Annotated in this window: 16 protein-coding genes; 6 read left to right on the forward strand and 10 right to left on the reverse strand. The window is 65.7% G+C overall.

The window, feature by feature from the left end; translation table 11 throughout:
- Positions 1–342: 342 nt before the first annotated feature.
- From BM244_RS10170 to queF, 3 genes are all read right to left on the reverse strand, one after another.
- Positions 343–1626, reverse strand: coding sequence for a glycoside hydrolase family 130 protein (locus tag BM244_RS10170; protein ID WP_056065833.1), 1284 nt, complete (start codon positions 1624–1626; stop codon positions 343–345).
- 64 nt (positions 1627–1690) lie between these two features.
- Positions 1691–3961 carry a glycosyltransferase family 4 protein gene (locus BM244_RS10175; RefSeq protein ID WP_093398767.1) on the reverse strand — a complete coding sequence of 757 codons (2271 nt, stop codon included), beginning with the start codon at positions 3959–3961 and terminating at the stop codon, positions 1691–1693.
- 158 nt (positions 3962–4119) lie between these two features.
- The gene (gene queF, locus BM244_RS10180) at positions 4120–4578 is read right to left on the reverse strand and encodes a preQ(1) synthase (protein WP_093398768.1); all 459 of its coding nucleotides are present in this window, start codon (positions 4576–4578) and stop codon (positions 4120–4122) included.
- A gap of 197 nt (positions 4579–4775) precedes the next feature.
- Between queF and BM244_RS10185 the strand changes: the two genes are divergently transcribed.
- The 5 genes from BM244_RS10185 (at position 4776) to BM244_RS10200 (ending at position 9781) form a co-directional block, all read left to right on the forward strand.
- Entirely contained in the window at positions 4776–6326 is a 1551-nt protein-coding gene (locus BM244_RS10185) for a cryptochrome/photolyase family protein (RefSeq protein ID WP_093398769.1), read from the forward strand.
- A gap of 24 nt (positions 6327–6350) precedes the next feature.
- Positions 6351–7181: a sulfurtransferase gene (locus tag BM244_RS10190; protein WP_093398770.1), complete on the forward strand. Its 831-nt coding sequence runs from the start codon at positions 6351–6353 to the stop codon at positions 7179–7181.
- Entirely contained in the window at positions 7178–8374 is a 1197-nt protein-coding gene (gene metC, locus BM244_RS10195) for a cystathionine beta-lyase (RefSeq protein ID WP_093398771.1), read from the forward strand. Before BM244_RS10190 ends, metC begins: the two co-directional genes overlap by 4 nt.
- A gap of 88 nt (positions 8375–8462) precedes the next feature.
- On the forward strand, positions 8463–8639 hold the full coding sequence (locus BM244_RS23090) for a hypothetical protein (RefSeq protein ID WP_175518155.1): 177 nt from the start codon (positions 8463–8465) through the stop codon (positions 8637–8639).
- Positions 8640–8920: 281 nt separating this feature from the next.
- Positions 8921–9781, forward strand: coding sequence for a TorF family putative porin (locus BM244_RS10200; protein ID WP_093398772.1), 861 nt, complete (start codon positions 8921–8923; stop codon positions 9779–9781).
- Between the two features lie 362 nt (positions 9782–10143).
- Here BM244_RS10200 and BM244_RS10205 read toward each other — a convergent pair whose 3' ends face one another.
- The 7 genes from BM244_RS10205 to BM244_RS10235 form a co-directional block, all read right to left on the reverse strand.
- Entirely contained in the window at positions 10144–10557 is a 414-nt protein-coding gene (locus BM244_RS10205) for a DUF3035 domain-containing protein (protein WP_093398773.1), read from the reverse strand.
- Positions 10550–11053: a signal peptidase II gene (lspA, locus tag BM244_RS10210; protein WP_093398774.1), complete on the reverse strand. Its 504-nt coding sequence runs from the start codon at positions 11051–11053 to the stop codon at positions 10550–10552. The genes BM244_RS10205 and lspA overlap by 8 nt, the downstream gene beginning before the upstream one ends.
- A complete protein-coding gene (locus BM244_RS10215) occupies positions 11046–14078 on the reverse strand; it encodes an isoleucine--tRNA ligase (RefSeq protein WP_093398775.1) in 3033 nt (1010 codons plus the stop codon). The genes lspA and BM244_RS10215 overlap by 8 nt, the downstream gene beginning before the upstream one ends.
- A gap of 166 nt (positions 14079–14244) precedes the next feature.
- Positions 14245–15168: a bifunctional riboflavin kinase/FAD synthetase gene (locus tag BM244_RS10220; RefSeq protein WP_093398776.1), complete on the reverse strand. Its 924-nt coding sequence runs from the start codon at positions 15166–15168 to the stop codon at positions 14245–14247.
- A 125-nt stretch (positions 15169–15293) separates the two neighbouring features.
- The gene (locus BM244_RS10225; RefSeq protein WP_093399095.1) at positions 15294–15758 is read right to left on the reverse strand and encodes a dihydrofolate reductase; all 465 of its coding nucleotides are present in this window, start codon (positions 15756–15758) and stop codon (positions 15294–15296) included.
- Positions 15759–15945: 187 nt separating this feature from the next.
- Entirely contained in the window at positions 15946–16464 is a 519-nt protein-coding gene (locus tag BM244_RS10230; protein WP_093399096.1) for a hemerythrin domain-containing protein, read from the reverse strand.
- Positions 16465–16543: 79 nt separating this feature from the next.
- Positions 16544–17338: a thymidylate synthase gene (locus tag BM244_RS10235; protein WP_093399097.1), complete on the reverse strand. Its 795-nt coding sequence runs from the start codon at positions 17336–17338 to the stop codon at positions 16544–16546.
- 136 nt (positions 17339–17474) lie between these two features.
- On the opposite strand from BM244_RS10235, the gene BM244_RS10240 reads away from it, so the two are divergent.
- Positions 17475–17822 (forward strand): JAB domain-containing protein, encoded by a 348-nt coding sequence (locus tag BM244_RS10240; protein ID WP_093398777.1) that lies wholly within the window; start codon positions 17475–17477, stop codon positions 17820–17822.
- The last annotated feature ends 207 nt before the right edge of the window (positions 17823–18029 follow it).

Raw genomic sequence — 18029 nt, forward strand, 5'->3', positions numbered from 1 at the left:
CCGAGGGGAGAGGGGGTAAGTGAGCGTGTTTCCCCGCAAAGGCGGGGATCCAGACCGGGGTCCCGCCTTCGCGGGAGAACAAGACCCCCTCCCGTTCGTGCTGAGTAGCGACCGAGTAGCTTCGCAGAAGCGTATCGAGGGCGCGTATCGAAGCATGGGTTCCGCGCGCCAACCTGTCCTTCGATACGCCCTCTCGATACGCTGCAAGAGCAGCTACTCGATGGCTACTCAGGACGAACGGAAGAGGGGTGGAACGAAGAGGGGGACGGAAGAGGAGACGGAATGGAGGACGGGCGCAACGGAGGACGGGTGAGCGCCCGCTCCATTTGAGCCATGCCCCCCTCACTTCATCGCAGCAAGCATGTCCTTGATCGGCACGAACGCGAAGCCCACCGAGCTGTCCGCGATCCCGTACGGCATGAAGATCGTATCGCCATGCTTCAACGCGCCGCAGCTATAGACGACGTTGGGCACATACCCCTCGCGGTCCTGGTCCTTCGCGGCCAGGATCGGCTGGCTCGTCCGGCCGATCACCTTCGACGGATCGTCCTTGTCGAGCAGCACCGCGCCGATCGAATACTTCCGCATCGCGCCGACGCCGTGGGTCAGCAGCAGCCAACCCTCGTCGAGTTCGATCGGCGGGCCGCAATTGCCGATCTGCACCAGCTCCCACGGATATTCGGGCGTCAGGATCTTCTCGCCGTCGTCCCAGTCGGTCAGCGTGTCCGACTTGAGCAGGAACAAATTCTCGCCGTCCTGCCGGCCGATCATCATGTACTGGCCGTTCACCTTCCGCGGGAACAGCGCCATGCCCTTGTTGCGCGCCGCCGGGCCGGTCATCGGCACGAGGTCGAACGCGCGGAAATCGCGGGTGCGCATCAGTTCGGACTGGATCACCGAGCCGTTATACGCGGTGTAGGTGCCGATCCACTCGTAATCGCCGTCGTCGTGCTGGAAGCGGACGATGCGGAGATCCTCTAGGCCCTTCGACTGCGCCTGCGTGATCGGGAAGATCACCGTGCCGCTGAGCGTGCTGTCGCGGTGGCGATAGACGGTGACGGGGCCGATCGGCATCTCGTCCTCACCGCTGCCGACCGCGTCGGTCGCGGTCGCGAACGGCGGCTCGGGCGCGAGCTTCATCTGGTTTTCGCAGGTGATGATCCCCTCGCGGAACGCCACGGAGGAGATGTGGCCCTCGCCGACTGCGCGCAGGCTCATGAGAATGCGCATCGAGCCCGGCGGCATGCCCGACTGGTCGAAATGCGGCACCGCGCTAGGGTTCATCAGCGCGGCGGCGGCGTAGCTGTATTCGTGGCAGAAATACGCGCCGATCAGCTGGCGCTTCTCGTCACCGATCTCCGCGCCGTTCAGCCCGAGCATGTCCTCGATCTGGTCGTAGCGCGTCATGAACACGCGCCGCGTCTGCCAGTGGCGTGCCTCGAAATCCTTCAGCACGACCTCGAGTTGCGCACGCGCCTGTGCGGGCGACATTTCCAGCACTTCGCCGACGAGCCGCTCGGTGCGGCTCGGTGCGCCGCCGTGACCGCCCCAAGCGATATGGAACGGCCGCACGACGACACGCGAAGGGTCCGCGTGCAGCCGCAGCTGGTGGTTGAACAGATCCATCGTAGCAGTGCCCCGCGTCGTTCCACTCAGCGCACCGTCGCCTGTCAGGCTGTCTCTAGCGTGGCTAGGCGACGACGCGCGCCGCTCCTGCCACGCTTTGCGCTGCCTTTGATACCCCTGAAATGGCACAACTTGCGAGTTGGAGCGCCAAAATCGACTCGGCACCCTGGTTTCGGTTGAGCCCGGTCGGCATCAAACCGTCATAGCAACCGCCATCCGCGACGCTCGCGAGCGGCAGGTCGAGGTCGTTGACGCCGAGGAACCAGCCGTAGGCGCGCAACGCTTCGTCACGCCAGCGCACGTCGCCGGTCGCGTCATAGGCCGCGGCGCACGCATCGACGGTCGCCTGCGCCTCGAGCGGCTGCTGGTCGAACTGCAACGGCTCCGCATAAGGCCGGTTGAAGCTCTCCGACCCGACCGCGCGGAAGCGACCCTCCGGCGAGGTCTGCTTGGCGACGATCCAGTCGAGCGTGGCGAGGCCGCAATCGATCAGGTCCTGACGACCGAGCGCCTGGCCTGCGCGGATCAGCGCCTGCGGGAGGCGCGTATTGTCGTAGGCGAGGACGATCTCGAACCACTGCCACTCGGGACGGCGCGCCTTGGCGAGCAGGTCGAGATGGACCTTGGGGAAGGCTTCGAGGATCGACAGCGACAGCTGGTGACCGGGCTTGGCCTCCAGCATCGCCGCCGCGCCGAGCATCGCGAACGCCTGCGCGCGCAAGGAGCCGAGTTCGAGCGCCATCGATGCGGTCGAATCGAACATCGCTGTCGCCCAGTCGCGGTGCTTGGCAGCTTGCGCATCGCGCGCGGTGACGCCGAGCGACCAGAGCGTGCGGCCGTTCGAATCTTCCGACCCCGAATCCTCGCACCAGGTGCGATCGAAGTTCATGAAGTTGCGGAACCGGCGCGTGTCCGGATTCCACGCATACTGCACGAACGACGCGTAGATTGTCATCCACTTGTCGCGGGTGACATCGTCGAGGTCGGGCAGCGCGCTCATCAGCATCAGCGCACGACAATTGTCGTCGATGCAGTAGCCGTGACGACGATCGGGGATCGAATAGATCGAATGCTGGAGCATCCCGGTCGAATCGCTCATCCGCTCCACGGCGGCGAAATCAGGCGTCAGCTGCTTCAGCGGGGCTGGCACCTTGGCGAGGCGAAAAGGGCGCGCCGCCACGATCGCACGGATCTCCGTCATCATCGCCTCGGCGAGCTTAGGCCAGATCATCGTGCGGCCGCGCGCATAGGCACACTCGGCCAGACGATTGCGATCGCGGTCGTTCGACATCAGCGCATCGATCTCGCGCGCGAACGCGTCGACGTCACCGAACGGGACGAGCACGCCGTGGCCATCCGCGAGGATCTCGGTAGCGTGCACGTACGGCGTCGAGATGACGGGCTTGCCGACACCGATCGCGTAGCTGAGCGTGCCCGACGTGATCTGCGCGGGGTTGGTATACGGCGTCACATAGACGTCCGACGCCTGGAGATAATCGAGCAGTTCGCCATGCTCGAGGAAGGCATCGACGAACGAGACGTTGTCGGCGACGCCCTTTTCGGCGGCGAGCGCCTTCAGCTTGTCGCGGTACTTCTCACCCTCGTACGCGACGAGGTTCGGGTGGGTCGCGCCGAGCACGACGTACAACAGGTCGGGATGCTTCGCGATCACCGCGGGGAGCGCGTTGATGACCGTCTCGATCCCCTTGTTGGGAGCGAGCAGGCCGAACGTCAGCATGACCTTGCGGCCTTCCCAGCCGAACTTGTCCTTCAGCACGGCCGGATCGAGCAGGTCGCGATCGGGCACGCCGTGCGGGATCATGACGATCTGGCGCGAGTTCGCACCATAGACACGCTGGAGGATGTCGCGGCCTCGCTCGGCCATGACGACCACGCGGGCAGCGCGACGGAGCAACCCTTCGAGCACGCGGCGCTCATCGGCATTGGGCTTTTCGAGGATCGTGTGCAGCGTGACGATGACCGGCAGCGTGGTGCGATCGAGCAGCGCGAGGATGTGCTCGCCTGCCGGGCCGCCGAAGATGCCGTATTCGTGCTGGAGCCAGATCGCCTGCGCGCCGCTGGCCTCGATCTTCCGCGCGGTGTCGATATAGGCCGACAGCTCGGGCTCGGGGATCGTACCGGTGACTTCGGCCGGGTAGTCGTATTTGCCGGGATGATCGTCCATCGCGTAGACGTCGACGGCGATCTCGGGGAAGCGCGCGCGCATGGCCGTGAAAACGTCGGTCGTGAAAGTGGCGATGCCGCACTGTCTCGGCAGGAAATTACCGATCAGCGCCAGTCGCGCGATATTCCCACCGTCCGCCGGTTTCACCATACCCTGTCCCTCGTTTGAGCGCGCACTTCTGGGAGAACCCGGTCGCGCATCCATTTGAACGGTTCAGGTAGCATAAAGTTTCATCACATACTGCAGTGCAGCACGGGAATAATATCAATCTAAATCAAATCGATATTTCGCGTCCTCGTCCTGGGCCCTCAACCGCGACCGCGATAGGAGGCCACTCCCTGGTCCGGCAGCCACAGATCTTGCGGCGGTGCACTCGATTGCCAGAACACGTCGATCGGGATTCCGCCACGCGGATACCAATAGCCGCCGATGCGCAGCCACGCCGGTTTCATCTCGTCGAACAGGCGCTCGCCGATGCCGACGGTGCAATCCTCGTGGAACCCGGCATGGTTGCGGAAGCTGCTCAGGAAGAGTTTGAGCGACTTGGATTCGACGATCGTCTCGCCGGGGACATAGTCGATGACGAGATGCGCGAAGTCGGGCTGGCCGGTGACGGGGCACAGCGACGTGAACTCGGGCGCCGCGAACCGGACCAGGTACGTGCGACCCGGCCGCGGGTTCGGAACATAATCGAGCACGGCCTCTTCTGGAGAGGCGGGGAGGGCGCTGTTCTGGCCGAGATGCAATGGGTTCTGGGGAGCGGTCATGTGCCGCCATGTAGGATGTACAGGGGGTGCCGCAAAGTGGGTTACATGTTTGATATTGGCTTTGCCCGCTCGTCATCCCCGCGGAGGCGGGGACCCATATCCTCAAACCGTCGCGATCATGCCGCGAAGCCTGCCAGTATGGGTTCCCGCCTGCGCGGGAATGACGAGCGCAGGCTTGTGACGATGGGGGCCGCAGCGTGACCGTCAGCACACTCGTACCGATCCTCGGCGACCAACTCACGATCGACCTTGCTTCGCTGCGCGACTGTGATCCCGAAACCACGATCGTGCTGATGATGGAGGTCGCCGAGGAGACGACCTATGTCCGTCACCACAAGCGCAAGATCGCGTACATCCTGTCGGCGATGCGGAATCATGCCGAGGCGCTGCGCGAGGCCGGGTGGACGGTCGAATACACACAGCTCGACGACCCCGATAATGCGGGCAGCTTCACCGGCGAGATCGCGCGCGCGGTCGAGCGGCATGACCCCGAGCAGATCGTCGTCACGGAGGGTGGCGAGTGGCGGGTGATGGCGATGCTCGAAAGCTGGGAGACGCTGTTCGGCATCCCGGTCGAGATCCGCAGCGACGACCGTTTCCTCGCCAGCCATGCCGATTTCGAGACCTGGGCGGCGGAGCGCAAGTCGCTGACGATGGAGTGGTTCTATCGCCAGATGCGGACGCGCACCGGACTGTTGATGACCGCTGGCAAGCCGGAGGGCGGTCGCTGGAACTTCGACAAGGAGAACCGCAAGCCCGCGAAGAACGACCTGCTGATGCCGCGCCCGCTGGTCTTCAAGCCGGACGCGATCACGCAGGATGTGCTGGCGCTGGTGGCGGAGCGGTTCGCGGATCATCCGGGGAGTCTCGACGGGTTCGGATACGCCGTGACCGCGAAGGATGCGGAGCGGCAGGCGGCGAACTTTTTCAAGCACGCGCTGGCGCAGTTCGGGGATTACGAGGATGCGATGCTCACCGGCGAGCGGCATCTGTGGCACTCGATCCTGTCGCCGTACATCAATTCGGGGCTGCTCGATCCGCTCGACCTGTGCCGGCGGGCGGAGGCGGAGTATCGCGCCGGGCGCGCGCCGCTCAACGCGGTCGAGGGGTATATCCGCCAGATCATCGGCTGGCGCGAATATATGCGCGGGATCTATTGGCGCGAGGGACCGGATTACGTCGAGCGCAACTTCCTCGACCATCACCGCGAACTCCCCGGCTGGTACTGGACCGGCGAGACCGACATGCACTGTCTGCGCGAGGCGATCGGCCAGACGCTGGAGACCGCTCACGCGCATCACATCCAGCGGCTGATGGTAACGGGTAATTTCGCGCTGCTGATCGGCGCGGACCCGGCCAAGGTGCACCTCTGGTATCTTGAGGTGTATGTCGACGCCTACGAGTGGGTGGAACTGCCCAACACGCTGGGGATGAGCCAGTTCGGCGATGGCGGGCTGCTCGGGTCGAAGCCGTATATCTCGTCGGGCGCGTATATCGATCGGATGTCCGATTATTGCGGGAGCTGCCGGTACAACGTGAAGCAGCGGATCGGGCCCGATGCGTGCCCGTTCAACGCGCTGTATTGGGATTTCCTAGCGCGGCACGAGGACAAGCTCGGGCGCAACAACCGGCTGGCGATGCCGTATCGCAACTGGGCGAAACAGTCGGAGGCGGACCGCGAGGCGACGCGTGCGCAGGCGGCGGGGTTCCTCGCCTCCCTCGACGCGAGCGGCCCGGCTGGCTACTGACCGATCGAGCACAAGGAGCGGCATATGGACGCGTTGGTAAGCACCGAATGGCTGGCGAACGAACTGGGCGCGAGCGATCTTCGGATCGTCGACGCGACACACGCGGAAGGGCGCGATGCGGCGGCGGAGTATGAGGCGGCGCATATCCCCGGCGCGGTGTTCATGAACCTCAGCGAGTTGCGCGATACCGATAGCGACCTGCCGAATACTCTGCCCTCGGCGGAGAAGTTCGCGAGCCGGATGCAGACGCTGGGGCTCGGCGATGGCAGCCGGATCGTGCTGTACGACAGCTCGCCCTGGCACACGGCCGCGCGGGCGTGGTGGATGCTGCGGCTGTTCGGCGCGCACAACGTCGCGATCCTCGATGGTGGGTTCGCCAAATGGCAGGCCCAGGGGCGCGAGACCGCGACGGGGAAAGAGACGCCGCGGCATCGCCACTTCACGACCTGGGCGGACCTGAAGGGCGTGCGCAATCTCGACCAGATGAAGGCGAACGTCGCAAGCGGCGCGGAGCAGGTGCTCGACGCGCGGTCCGCGACGCGCTTCACCGGCGCGGAGGAAGATCCGCGGCCGGGCACCGCGCCGGGGCATATTCCGGGCTCGAAGAACCTGCCGCAGGGCGCTGTGTTCAACGCGGACGGCACGTGGAAGACCGGCGACGCGCTCAAGGCCGAGTTCGACAAGGCGGGCATCGACCTGGCGAAGCCGATCGTGATGACCTGCGGCTCGGGCATTACCGCGTCGGTGCTCGCGTTCGGCGCGCACCTGCTCGGCAGCGACGCGGCGCTGTATGACGGGAGCTGGTCCGAATGGGGCGGCGATCCCGAGACACCAAAGGCGACAGGCACGGCATGAGCGACACGAACAAGCCGGTCGGCGACGCGACCAAGGTCGTCCTCGCCGGTCGTCGCCCGGAATGGACTCAAGGAATCGTCAGTCCGCCGGTCTGGCGCGCCTCGACGATCCTGTACGACTCGGTCGGCCATCTCCGCGACAGCGCCACGCGCGATACGCATCACCGGCTGTTCTACGGGCGGAAGGGTACGCCGACGCAGTGGAGCCTCGCCGACGCGCTGACCTCGCTCGAGCCCGGTGCGGAAGGGACGTTCCTCTATTGCTCTGGCGTTGCGGCGATCGCGGCGGCACTGCTGTCTGTGCTGTCGCCTGGCGACGAACTGCTGTTGGTCGACAGCGCTTACGACCCGACGCGCGGCATGGCTGGCGGGCTGCTCAAGCGGTTCGGCATCACCACGCGTTATTACGACCCGATGATCGGTGCGGGCATCGCCGACCTGATCGGCGAGAACACGCGAGCGATCTTCATGGAAAGCCCCGGTTCGCTGAGCTTCGAGGTGCAGGACGTTCCTGCGATCGTCGCCGCTGCGAAGGCGAGGGGCGTGACTACGCTGCTCGACAACACCTGGGCGACCCCGCTGTTCTTCCCCGCGATCGAGCGTGGCGTCAATTTGACGATCCTCGCCGGCACCAAATACGTCGTCGGCCATTCGGATGTCATGCTCGGCTCGGTCACCGCCGCGCCGGGCCATTTCAAGAAACTGCGCGAGACGAGTTTCCAGCTTGGCCAGGTCGCCAGCCCCGACGATTGCTGGCTCGGCAGCCGGGGCCTGCGCACGATGGCGGTCCGCCTGGCGCAGCACCAGTCGAGCGCCCTCCAGATCGCAAACTGGCTCAAATCGCGCCCCGAAGTCGCGCAGGTGCTCCACCCCGCGCTCCCCGACTGTCCTGGCCACGACCTGTTCGTCCGCGACTTCAAGGGCTCCAGCGGCCTGTTCTCGTTCGTCCTCAACGGCGGCGACGAGGCATCGCGTGCCGTCCTGATCGATACCCTGCAACTGTTCGGCATAGGCTATAGCTGGGGCGGGTTCGAAAGCCTCGCCATCCCCGCCGACCCGCACCGCTACCGAAGCGTCACCCAGCGCGCCGCCGCCGGGCCGATGGTCCGCCTCCAGATCGGTCTCGAAGATCCCGCCGACCTGATCGCCGACCTCGAAGCCGGGCTGGATGCTTTTCGGCAAGCGCGCGGCTAGCGGTTCATCCGCAGTTTTCATCGCCGCGTCATCCGCACGATAGGTCCGCGTCACTACCCTATTCGCAGGTGGACCAGTGGGACGGGTGATGACGGAGACTCAGGGCGATCTGTTGGGCAGCCTCGTCGTCCTTGTGAGTACGGCAATGCTGCTCACCGCGGTCCACCGCGCCAGTGCGTCGCGCGACACGCCGGAGGTTCGCTGGCTCGTGGTATCGAGCATCATCCTGTCGATCGCCGGCGTCGCCATCGTTATTCTGACGTAAAAGTGCTTGTCGGCATCGTCGGCACGATGGCGAAGGTGAGGGGCTTGGCCGGCAGGGTTCGCAAGCCAATCGTGGCCCTTCGGATACATTCGGTGTGGCTCTTGCGCAACATGAGTCGCGTCAAACCCCGGATGTACGCAAGATTCGCTTGTGCGTCGCACCACGGACTGTCACACGTTCGTCACCGCAAGAAAGACTGCACTTGGAGGCCATGCCTCGATAGATGCGGCGTCGGCGGTTGCAGGCGGGGACATCGAATTTCCAGTATCGAAAGGGAAACGATGCGCTTCACCACTATTCTTCTCGGCGGCATTGCTTTGGCTGTCGTCGCTACGCCAGCGTTCGCACAGGATGCGGCCACGGCTCCTCCCAAGGAGGTCACCGTCTCCGGCTCGGTCGGCCTCACCAACGACTATCGCTTTCGCGGCGTGTCGCAGTCGGACGAGAACCTTGCGGTCCAGGGCGGCATCACGATCGCGCACAAGAGCGGCGTGTACATCGGCACCTGGGGCTCGAACCTCGCAGGGTGGGGCACGTTCGGCGGCTCCAACATGGAGCTCGACCTGATCGCGGGCTACAAGACGCCGATCGGCGGCGGTGGCACGATCGACGTCGGCGCGACCTGGTACATGTATCCAGGCGGCTTCGACAACACCGACTTCATCGAGCCCTATGCCAAGCTGTCGGGCACCGTCGGCCCGGTCGCGCTGCTCGCCGGTGTCGCCTATGCGCCCAAGCAGCAGGCGCTGGGACCGTGGTACACCAATGGCACGTCGGCCGCGAACGGCGTGTACGACCGCGTCAACGCCAAGGACGACAATCTGTACCTCTGGGGCGATATCAGCAGCGGGATCCCGAACACGGGGCTGACCGTGAAGGCGCATGTCGGCCATTCGAACGGCAACAAGGGGCTTGGGCCGTTCGCGACCAGCGTGTCGCCGACGGGCGAATATTGGGACTGGCTGTTCGGTGCCGACTACGTGATCCCGACGACCCCGCTGACTCTGGGCGTGGCCTATGTCGACACCGACATCAGCAAGAGCGAGTCAGCGTATCTCCAGCCGAGCTTCAGCCGCGGCCAGGATGGCAGCGGGTCGATCGCTGGCGGCAAGGTGCTGGTGTCGCTGACCGCGGCGTTCTGATCGCCCGAAGAGGGGCGCGGCTCACTTTCCGCGCCCCTCTTCGACTGGCGAAGGTGTTTCCCGGCAAAGGCGGCGACCTAGTCTGGGCTCCCGCCTTTGCGGGAGAACGAGGGGGACTTGCCGAGATTGCCTCACTCCTGATTCCTGATCCCCCAAGCCGTCGCCCATCGAAAGCCGGGGTATCCCGAGGGGCAGGCGACGTTCGCAACACGGTGAGACCCCATCTTCCGCTGGGATGACGGGTCGGGTGCGGATGCGGGAACGGATCATTGTCCCGCTTCGGGCGATGCTGCGGCACCCAGGTACGAAAAAGGGCGGCCCCGCGAGGAGCCGCCCTTTTTCGTCAGCCACCAAGGCCGCAATCAGTTCGCAGTAGTCTTCGCGTCCTGGCCGTCGCCTTCCGGTGCAGCGACGATGTCGCGCGTCGTCGAGCCCTTGTCGACCACGGTCGTGCCGGGATCGCCAACGTTGGAGCGGATGCCGGGATCGTCGCTGTCCGCGCCTGCATCGGCGACGACGCCCGATTCCGCCGGGCTGCGTGCCGCGGCACCCCCGAACAGCGCATCGAGCGTCTGCGCGTTGGCGGCGGTATCCTGCGGACGGGCGGCGCCGGGCTGCGGCGGGACCAGTGCGAAGTCGGGCGGGATCACCAGCGGCGCCTGGCGCGCGACCGCGAACTCGTCCGGACGTGCGCGATCGAGGCTTCGGCCTGCGCCACAACCGGACAGGAGGGCCGCGCTCGCCAGACCGGCAGCCAGGGGTACGAACTTACGCATGGGAATTCTCCACAGGGGGCTTCTCGCGCACGAGGAGCGCCCGAACAAGCAGGACGAGCACGCCGACAGTAATCGCTGCATCGGCGACATTGAAGACCAAAAACGGACGCCACTCGCCGATATGCAGGTCGGCGAAATCGACCACATAGCCGAGCCGGATCCGGTCGAGGATATTGCCGATCGCGCCGCCGAGCACGAAGCCGAGAGCGACCTGATCGGTGGGGTTCTTCTCGCGCGTCATCCACACCGCGACGCCGACCGCGATCGCGCCGGTCAGCAGTACCAGCGCCCAGCGGGTGAGGTGCCCGTCGGCGGGGAGCAGCCCGAGCGAGATGCCGATGTTGGGCACGAAGCGCAGGTCGAAGAACGAGGTGATGGTCTGCGAATCGCCGAGCGAGTCGATCCCGAGCGGCTTGGTCACCGCCCATTTGCTGATCTGGTCGGCGAGGAAGAGGGCGGCGGCTGCCCCGAACCCGGCCTTGGGCAGGTTACGCATCGGCCACCACCTCGTCGCACCGGTTGCAGAGCTCGCCATCGACGGTCACCTCGGGGAGGTGGCGCCAGCAGCGGCCGCATTTGTGGAAGTCGGTGCGGGCGACGGTGACGGCGTCGCCCGGGGTCACCTTGGCGACGATGAAGGCTTCGGCGAGCGCGTCCGCGTCGAGCAGCATCGACGGCACGGTGATCTCCGCTTCCAAGCTGGAGCGCACGGTCTTCTCGCGGCGGAGCGGTTCGATCGCCTCGGTGACCTGGACGCGCAACTGGCGGATTTCGTGCCACTTGCTGCCGACCACGTCGTCGGCGTCGAGCGACGGCAGCGACGGCCATTCGAGATAGTGGACCGAGCTGTCGTCGCTCGGGAAGCGCGACTGCCACACTTCTTCCGCGGTGAAGCAGAGCACCGGCGCGGCGTAGCGGACGAGCGCGTGGAACAGCACGTCGAGGACGGTGCGGTACGACCGGCGCTTGATGTCGCTCGGCGCGTCGCAATAGAGCGAGTCCTTGCGGATATCGAAGAAGAATGCGGACAGGTCCTCGCTCGCGAAGTCGGTCAGCAGGCGCGTGTAGCGGTTGAACTCGTACGCTTCGGCCGCCTGGCGCAGCTCGGTGTCGATCATGCCGAGGCGGTGGAGCACGTAGCGCTCCAGCTCGGGCATGTCGGACACCGCGACGCGCTCCGACTCGTCGAAGTCTTCGAGTGCGCCGAGCATGTAGCGGAAGGTGTTGCGCAGCTTGCGGTATGCGTCGGAGGCGGTGGCGAGCACTTCCTTGCCGATCTTCACGTCGTCGAAATAGTCGGTCGAGGCGACCCACATGCGCAGGATGTCCGCGCCGGACTCGCCGATGATCTTGAGCGGATCGACGACGTTGCCGAGCGACTTCGACATCTTCCGGCCCTGGCCGTCGAGCGCGAAGCCGTGCGTGAGGACCGCGTCGTACGGTGCGCGACCGCGCGTGCCGCAGCTTTCGAGCAGCGACGACTGGAACCAGCCGCGATGCTGGTCCGAGCCTTCGAGGTACAGGTTCGCGCGCGTGCCTTCGCCATAGCGTGCTTCGACGGTGAAGACGTGCGTGCAGCCGGAGTCGAACCAGACGTCGAGGATGTCCTTCACGACCTCATAGTCGGCGAGGTCGTAGTCGGGGCCGAGCAGCGCCTGGTGGCCGTCGGCGTACCACGCATCCGCGCCGTTCTCGCGGAAGGCTTCGACGATGCGCGCGTTGACGGCGGGGTCGTTGAGGTACTGGCCGGTGGCGCGGTTGACGAACAGCGCGATCGGCACGCCCCAGGCGCGCTGGCGCGAGATGACCCAGTCGGGGCGGCCCTGCACCATCGACGTGATCCGGTTTTCCGCGCGCGCGGGGATCCAGGTGGTCGCGGCGATCGCGTCGAGCGCGATTTCGCGGAGGGTGGCGCCGTTGCCGCTCACTGCTTCTGCTCCCCTCCCGCTTGCGGGAGGGGTTGGGGGAGGGGAGGCGTCGAGCGCAGCATTTGCGGCACTGCCCTCCCCTAACCCCTCCCGCAGGCGGGAGGGGGATTCTGTCGCACGCCCGTCGGTGCTGAGCGACGTCGAAGCATCCATCGGGATGAACCATTGCGGGGTCGCGCGGAAGATCACCTTGGCCTTCGAGCGCCACGAATGCGGGTAGCTGTGCTTGAAGTCGTCGCTCGCCGCCAGCAACCCGCCGACCTCGCGCAGGTCCGAGCAGATCGGGCCGTCGGCGCTCACGAACTTCTTGTTGATGACGCTGCCCTGGCCGCCGAGCCATGCCCAGTCGGCGCGGTACATCCCCGCGCCGTCGATCGCGAAGACCGGGTCGATGCCGTATTGCTTGCAGAGTTCGAAATCGTCCTCGCCGTGGTCCGGCGCCATGTGGACGAGCCCGGTGCCAGCGTCGGTCGTGACGAACGCGCCGGGGAGGAACGGGCGCGGCTTCGCAAAGAACCCGCCGAGTGCGTGCATCGGGTGACGCGCGGTCGCGCCTTCGAGTTGCGAGCCTTTGATGTGCTTCGTCTCGAACAACGCCAATAGTTCGGGAACACGTCCACCAAGATCAGACCAGTCGGCAGCTTCAGCCCGCTTTTTCAAGCGTGCAATGAAACTGTCAAACAACTCGTTGGCAACCAACAAATTAACGCCAATCGGCAAGCCAAGTGCGCTCAGTCGTTCGTCAGATCGAGCAGTCTCTTCGGCGCCCATTCCGGGATCAGAATACAAATTGAAGACGAAATAATCGATCTCAGGCCCATAGCTCAGCGCCTGGTTCACCGGGATCGTCCACGGCGTGGTCGTCCAGATCACCGCATGCGCGCCGACCAGTTCGGGCGCGTTCGGCGCAGAGTCGATCTCGAACGCGACGTCGATCTGCGTGGAAACGATGTCCTCATACTCGACCTCGGCCTCGGCGAGCGCGGTCTTTTCGACCGGCGACCACATCACCGGCTTGGCACCGCGGTACAGCTGGCCGCTCTCGGCGAACTTGAGCAGCTCGCCGACGATCGCGGCCTCGGCCTCGTACTTCATCGTCAGGTACGGATCGGCCCAGTCGCCCATCACGCCTAAGCGCTCGAACTCGGCCTTCTGCACGGCGACCCATTTCTCGGCATAGGCGCGGCATTCGGCGCGGAACTGGTCGACGGGGACGTCGTCCTTGTTGAGCTTCTTCGCGCGATACGCTTCCTCGACCTTCCACTCGATCGGCAGGCCGTGGCAGTCCCAGCCGGGGACGTAGGGCGCGTCCTTGCCCATCAGCGATTGCGAGCGGACGATGATGTCCTTCAGGACCTTGTTCATCGCGTGGCCCATGTGGATGTCGCCGTTCGCGTACGGCGGGCCATCGTGCAGGATGAACCGCTCGCGCCCAAGCCGCTGTTCGCGCAACCGGTCGTAGATGCCGAGCTTCGCCCAGCGCTCCAGGATCGCCGGCTCCTTCGCGGCGAGGCCCGCCTTCATCGGGAAGTCGGTCTTCGGCAGGAAGACGGTGTCGCGGTAATCGCGGGCGGGCGCGGGAGTATCGGTCATAAGTGGGCCGGGCTGTAGCCGGTCGCGCGGCGTGTTGCCATCCCTGTCCCGCTCTTGCTCCCCTCCCTGGAAGGGAGGGGCTGGGGGTGGGTTGGTTCGGAATTGCCGTCACGTCCGCCAAGCGGCCGACCCACCCCCGACCCCTCCCTTTCAGGGAGGGGAGAAGTCAGCCCAGGATCGCGCGCGCACGATCGCAGTCGGCATCCATCTGCGTCGTCAGAGCTTCGAGGCTGTCGAACTTCGCTTCCGGCCGGAGGTACTCGACCAGCGATACCTCGACGCGACGGCCGTACAGATCCTCCGAGAAGTCGAAGAAATACGGCTCGAGCAATTCCTTCGGCGGATCGAAGCTCGGGCGGATGCCGAGGTTCGCCGCGCCCTTCAGCACGCGGCCGTCGTCCAGCCGACCGGTCACCGCATAGATCCCGTACGCAGGCCGGAGATAATTCCCCATGTCGAGATTGGCGGTCGGGTAGCCGATCGTGCGGCCGAGCTTGTCGCCGTGCTGCACCACGCCCTCGATCGCGAACGGCCGCGTGAGCAGTCGCGTCGCGGTCGCCATGTCGCCGCTGCGTAGGGCATCGCGGATGCGCGTGGACGAGACGGTCTCGCCGTTCAGCGCCACCGCGCCGACGGTCTCCGCGCGGAATCCGTGGACCGGGCCGCGCGAGGCCAGCGTATGGACGGTGCCGGCCTTGCTTTTGCCGAAGGTGAAGTCCTCGCCGGTGACGACGCCGCCGACGCGGAGATTGTCCTCGAGCCGCTGGGCGATGAACTCCTCGGCGGTCAGCGCGGCGAGATCGCCATCGAAATGGAACACCACCATCGCGTCGGCGCCGGCCTCCGCGAACAGCCGCTCGCGCTGGTCGAGCGTGGTCAGGCGGAACGGCGCGGTGTCGGGGCGGAAGTGGCGGACCGGATGCGGATCGAACGTCGCCACCAGCGCGGGGCGGCCCTCGGCTTTGGCCCAAGCGATCGCGCGCGCGACCACTGCCTGGTGACCGAGGTGGAATCCATCGAAATTGCCCAGCGCGACGATCCCGTTCGCGAGATGCGAAGGAATGGACGCGCCGCCGTCGAGCCGCTGCATGCGCGGTTCAGTAACCAGCCGCCGCGAAAGGCGATAGTCCTTCTGTGCGGTCGTCTCCCGCAACTCCTTGTTCTCCCGCGAAGGCGGGATTCCAGCCTGGGCTCCCGCCTTCGCGGGAGAACAACTCAGCGGCGGGTGAGGGTGACGAAGCCATAAGCGGGCCGTTGCTTTTCGCCTGGGTGATCCTCGCGGGCGATCTCGTGCCAGCCGTCGAATGCGGGGACGACGGCGTCGCCTTCGGGTTCGTCATGGACTTCGGTCAGTTCGATGCGGTCCGCATGGGGGAGAAACTGCGCATAGATCTGCGCGCCACCGATGACCGCGACGTCGTCTCCCGCCATAGTGAGCGCCTCCTCGACCGAATGCGCGACCTCAGCGCCGTCCGCGGTCCAGTCGCCCCGCGTGAGGACGATGTGACGGCGGCCGGGCAGGGGGCTCGGGAAACTCTCGAATGTCTTGCGGCCCATCACCATCGGCTTGCCCATCGTCAGCGCCTTGAAGCGCTTCAGGTCGGCGGGGATGCGCCAGGGGAGCTGGCCGTTGCGGCCGATGACGCCGTTGGTGGCGCGGGCGAGGTAGAAGGTGATCATGCTCCAGGTCATGCCGGAATGAGAGGCGGAGGGCTACTCCGTCAATCACGTCCAAACCTAACCTACAGCACCTCCCCGGCGGAGGCCGGGGTCCAGTTGGGAAACGTTGCTAACAAAGCGCTGCGTCCCGTCACTCCCACCTTTCCAACTGGGCCCCGGCCTTCGCCGGGGAGGTGGAGTTTGGGGTTCAACCCGGCGCGTGTTCCTTCACATACGCCTCGGGATCCTTCTCGACGACCTTCACCCCGTTCAGGTGATTCGCCTCGAACGCCGCAAACCGCACGCCAAGCTCATGCCGCTCCTCAAGCGTCGCATGCTTGCGGAAGTCGGTGAGGCCCTGGCGTTCTTCCTCCGCCAGATGATCGCTGTTCGCCTTGTTGCATTCGCCCACCGCTTCGAACCATGCGTCCGACCCGACCGGGTGCTTGTCGACCGCTTCGCCGGTGTCGCGGATGTCGTTGTGATCCTCGATCGCGTCCTCGGTCTCTTCAGCGGCCGAGTCGGCGTCGTTGCCGCCAGTGCCGATCTTCATCAGCCGCGGGTAGAAGAAGCGTTCCTCCGCCTCGGCGTGCGCGTCGAGCAGGTTCTTGAGGCGGGTCCAGAGCGCCGACAGCGCCTCGGTGTCCTTGGCGTCGATCGAATCGATCTGGGCGAACAATGCGCGCTGCTGCGCGTGTTCGTCGAGAATGAGCTGTGTGATATCCATGCGCATCTGAACCGCACAGCGCACGGGCGGTTCCTATTGCGATTCGGTCGCGCGGCGCTGTCGCGGGGTTACTCTCTGTTCAGACCGCGACGGGGGCCTTGATGTGCGCCTGCGCGACATAGTCGTGAAGGACGAAATCCTCATATTCGTAGGCGTCGATCGAGTCCGGCTTTCGGAGAATTTCAAGCCGCGGCAACGGCCCCGGCGAGCGCGTCAGTTGCAGTTGCGCCTGCTCCAGATGGTTCGAATAGAGGTGGCAATCGCCGCCGGTCCAGATGAACTCGCCGACCTCCAGCCCGCATTGCTGCGCGAGGATGTGCGTGAGCAGCGCGTAGCTGGCGATGTTGAACGGCACGCCGAGGAAGATGTCGCCCGAGCGCTGGTAGAGCTGGAGCGACAGCTTGCCGCCCGCGACATGCGTCTGGAACAGGCAGTGGCACGGCGCGAGCGCCATCGCGTGGAGGTCGCCGGGATTCCACGCGCTGACGATCTGGCGGCGCGAGGCAGGGTTGGTTTTGATCTGCGTGATCAGTTCGGCGATCTGGTCGATGTGGCGTCCATCCGCGGCGACCCAGTCGCGCCACTGCTTGCCATAGACCGGGCCGAGATCGCCGTTCTCGTCCGCCCATTCGTCCCAGATCGCGACTTTGCGCTCCTGTAGCCAGCGGACGTTGGTGTCGCCGCGCAGGAACCACAGGAGTTCGACGATGATCGAGCGGAGGTGAAGCTTCTTGGTGGTGAGCACGGGGAAGCCCTGTGCGAGATCGAAGCGCATCTGCGCGCCGAACACGCTGAGCGTGCCGGTGCCGGTGCGGTCCATCGTCTCGACGCCGGTCGAGAGCACGCGGTCCATGAGGTCTAGATATTGGCGCATGCCGGGGGCGTAGCGGCGTAGCGGCGGCGGCTCAAGCCGATGTGGACGCGGTTGCGCGTGCAGCCGCCCGCGTGGCGGCGCAGTCGGGTATGTGCTGCCGCCGCCCATATCTTCCCGTCGCATCGCCGACCTCACGATGGCGCGCGCGCTGTTCGCCGGGCTGCGCGATGCCACGGTCGAGACGGTGGCGGTCGTCTATCTTGATCCGAATCGGAGGATTCTCGGGATGCGGCATGTCGTCGGCGGACGGGATCAGGTGGCGATCTCGATCCGGACGGTCGCGATGGATGCGCTGGCGTTCGGCGCGGTCGGCGCGGTGATGGCGCACAACCATCCGAGCGGGGATGCCACGCCGAGCGCGCGGGACGTGGCGTTCACGCGGGCGTTGGCGGCGGGGTTGCGGACGTTGGAGGTGGTGCTGCTCGATCACCTGGTGATCGCGGTTGACGAGGTGACGAGCCTGCGCGCGATGGGGATCGTCTGACGTGTCGCATCGATTCCTACCGAACCTGTAGCTGGCATCAGCGAGATGGGGCGTCGTCTTTCAGATGACGACAGAAAAGCTTGTTTCCCCGCGAAGGCGGGGACCCAGACTGGGCTCCCGCCTTCGCGGGAGTACAAGGAAGCATGGGCTGTCGTCGGATTGCGGGCGACGCATTCACAAGTCTGCGGGAATGGCGTGATGTGAGGA

Source organism: Sphingomonas sp. OK281, assembly GCF_900115295.1.
Taxonomy (GTDB): domain Bacteria; phylum Pseudomonadota; class Alphaproteobacteria; order Sphingomonadales; family Sphingomonadaceae; genus Sphingomonas.

Coding starts and splice junctions, on each gene's coding strand:
- BM244_RS10205 (WP_093398773.1), bottom strand. CDS start 10,557: ATGCGTAAGTTCGTACCCCTGGCTGCCGGTCTGGCGAGCGCGGCCCTC.
- BM244_RS10170 (WP_056065833.1), bottom strand. CDS start 1,626: ATGGATCTGTTCAACCACCAGCTGCGGCTGCACGCGGACCCTTCGCGT.
- queF (WP_093398768.1), bottom strand. CDS start 4,578: ATGACCGCTCCCCAGAACCCATTGCATCTCGGCCAGAACAGCGCCCTC.
- BM244_RS10230 (WP_093399096.1), bottom strand. CDS start 16,464: ATGGATATCACACAGCTCATTCTCGACGAACACGCGCAGCAGCGCGCA.
- BM244_RS10235 (WP_093399097.1), bottom strand. CDS start 17,338: ATGCGCCAATATCTAGACCTCATGGACCGCGTGCTCTCGACCGGCGTC.
- BM244_RS10215 (WP_093398775.1), bottom strand. CDS start 14,078: ATGACCGATACTCCCGCGCCCGCCCGCGATTACCGCGACACCGTCTTC.
- lspA (WP_093398774.1), bottom strand. CDS start 11,053: ATGCGTAACCTGCCCAAGGCCGGGTTCGGGGCAGCCGCCGCCCTCTTC.
- BM244_RS10220 (WP_093398776.1), bottom strand. CDS start 15,168: ATGCAGCGGCTCGACGGCGGCGCGTCCATTCCTTCGCATCTCGCGAAC.
- BM244_RS10200 (WP_093398772.1), top strand. CDS start 8,921: ATGCGCTTCACCACTATTCTTCTCGGCGGCATTGCTTTGGCTGTCGTC.
- BM244_RS10225 (WP_093399095.1), bottom strand. CDS start 15,758: ATGATCACCTTCTACCTCGCCCGCGCCACCAACGGCGTCATCGGCCGC.
- BM244_RS23090 (WP_175518155.1), top strand. CDS start 8,463: ATGACGGAGACTCAGGGCGATCTGTTGGGCAGCCTCGTCGTCCTTGTG.
- BM244_RS10240 (WP_093398777.1), top strand. CDS start 17,475: ATGGCGCGCGCGCTGTTCGCCGGGCTGCGCGATGCCACGGTCGAGACG.
- BM244_RS10190 (WP_093398770.1), top strand. CDS start 6,351: ATGGACGCGTTGGTAAGCACCGAATGGCTGGCGAACGAACTGGGCGCG.
- BM244_RS10175 (WP_093398767.1), bottom strand. CDS start 3,961: ATGGTGAAACCGGCGGACGGTGGGAATATCGCGCGACTGGCGCTGATC.
- metC (WP_093398771.1), top strand. CDS start 7,178: ATGAGCGACACGAACAAGCCGGTCGGCGACGCGACCAAGGTCGTCCTC.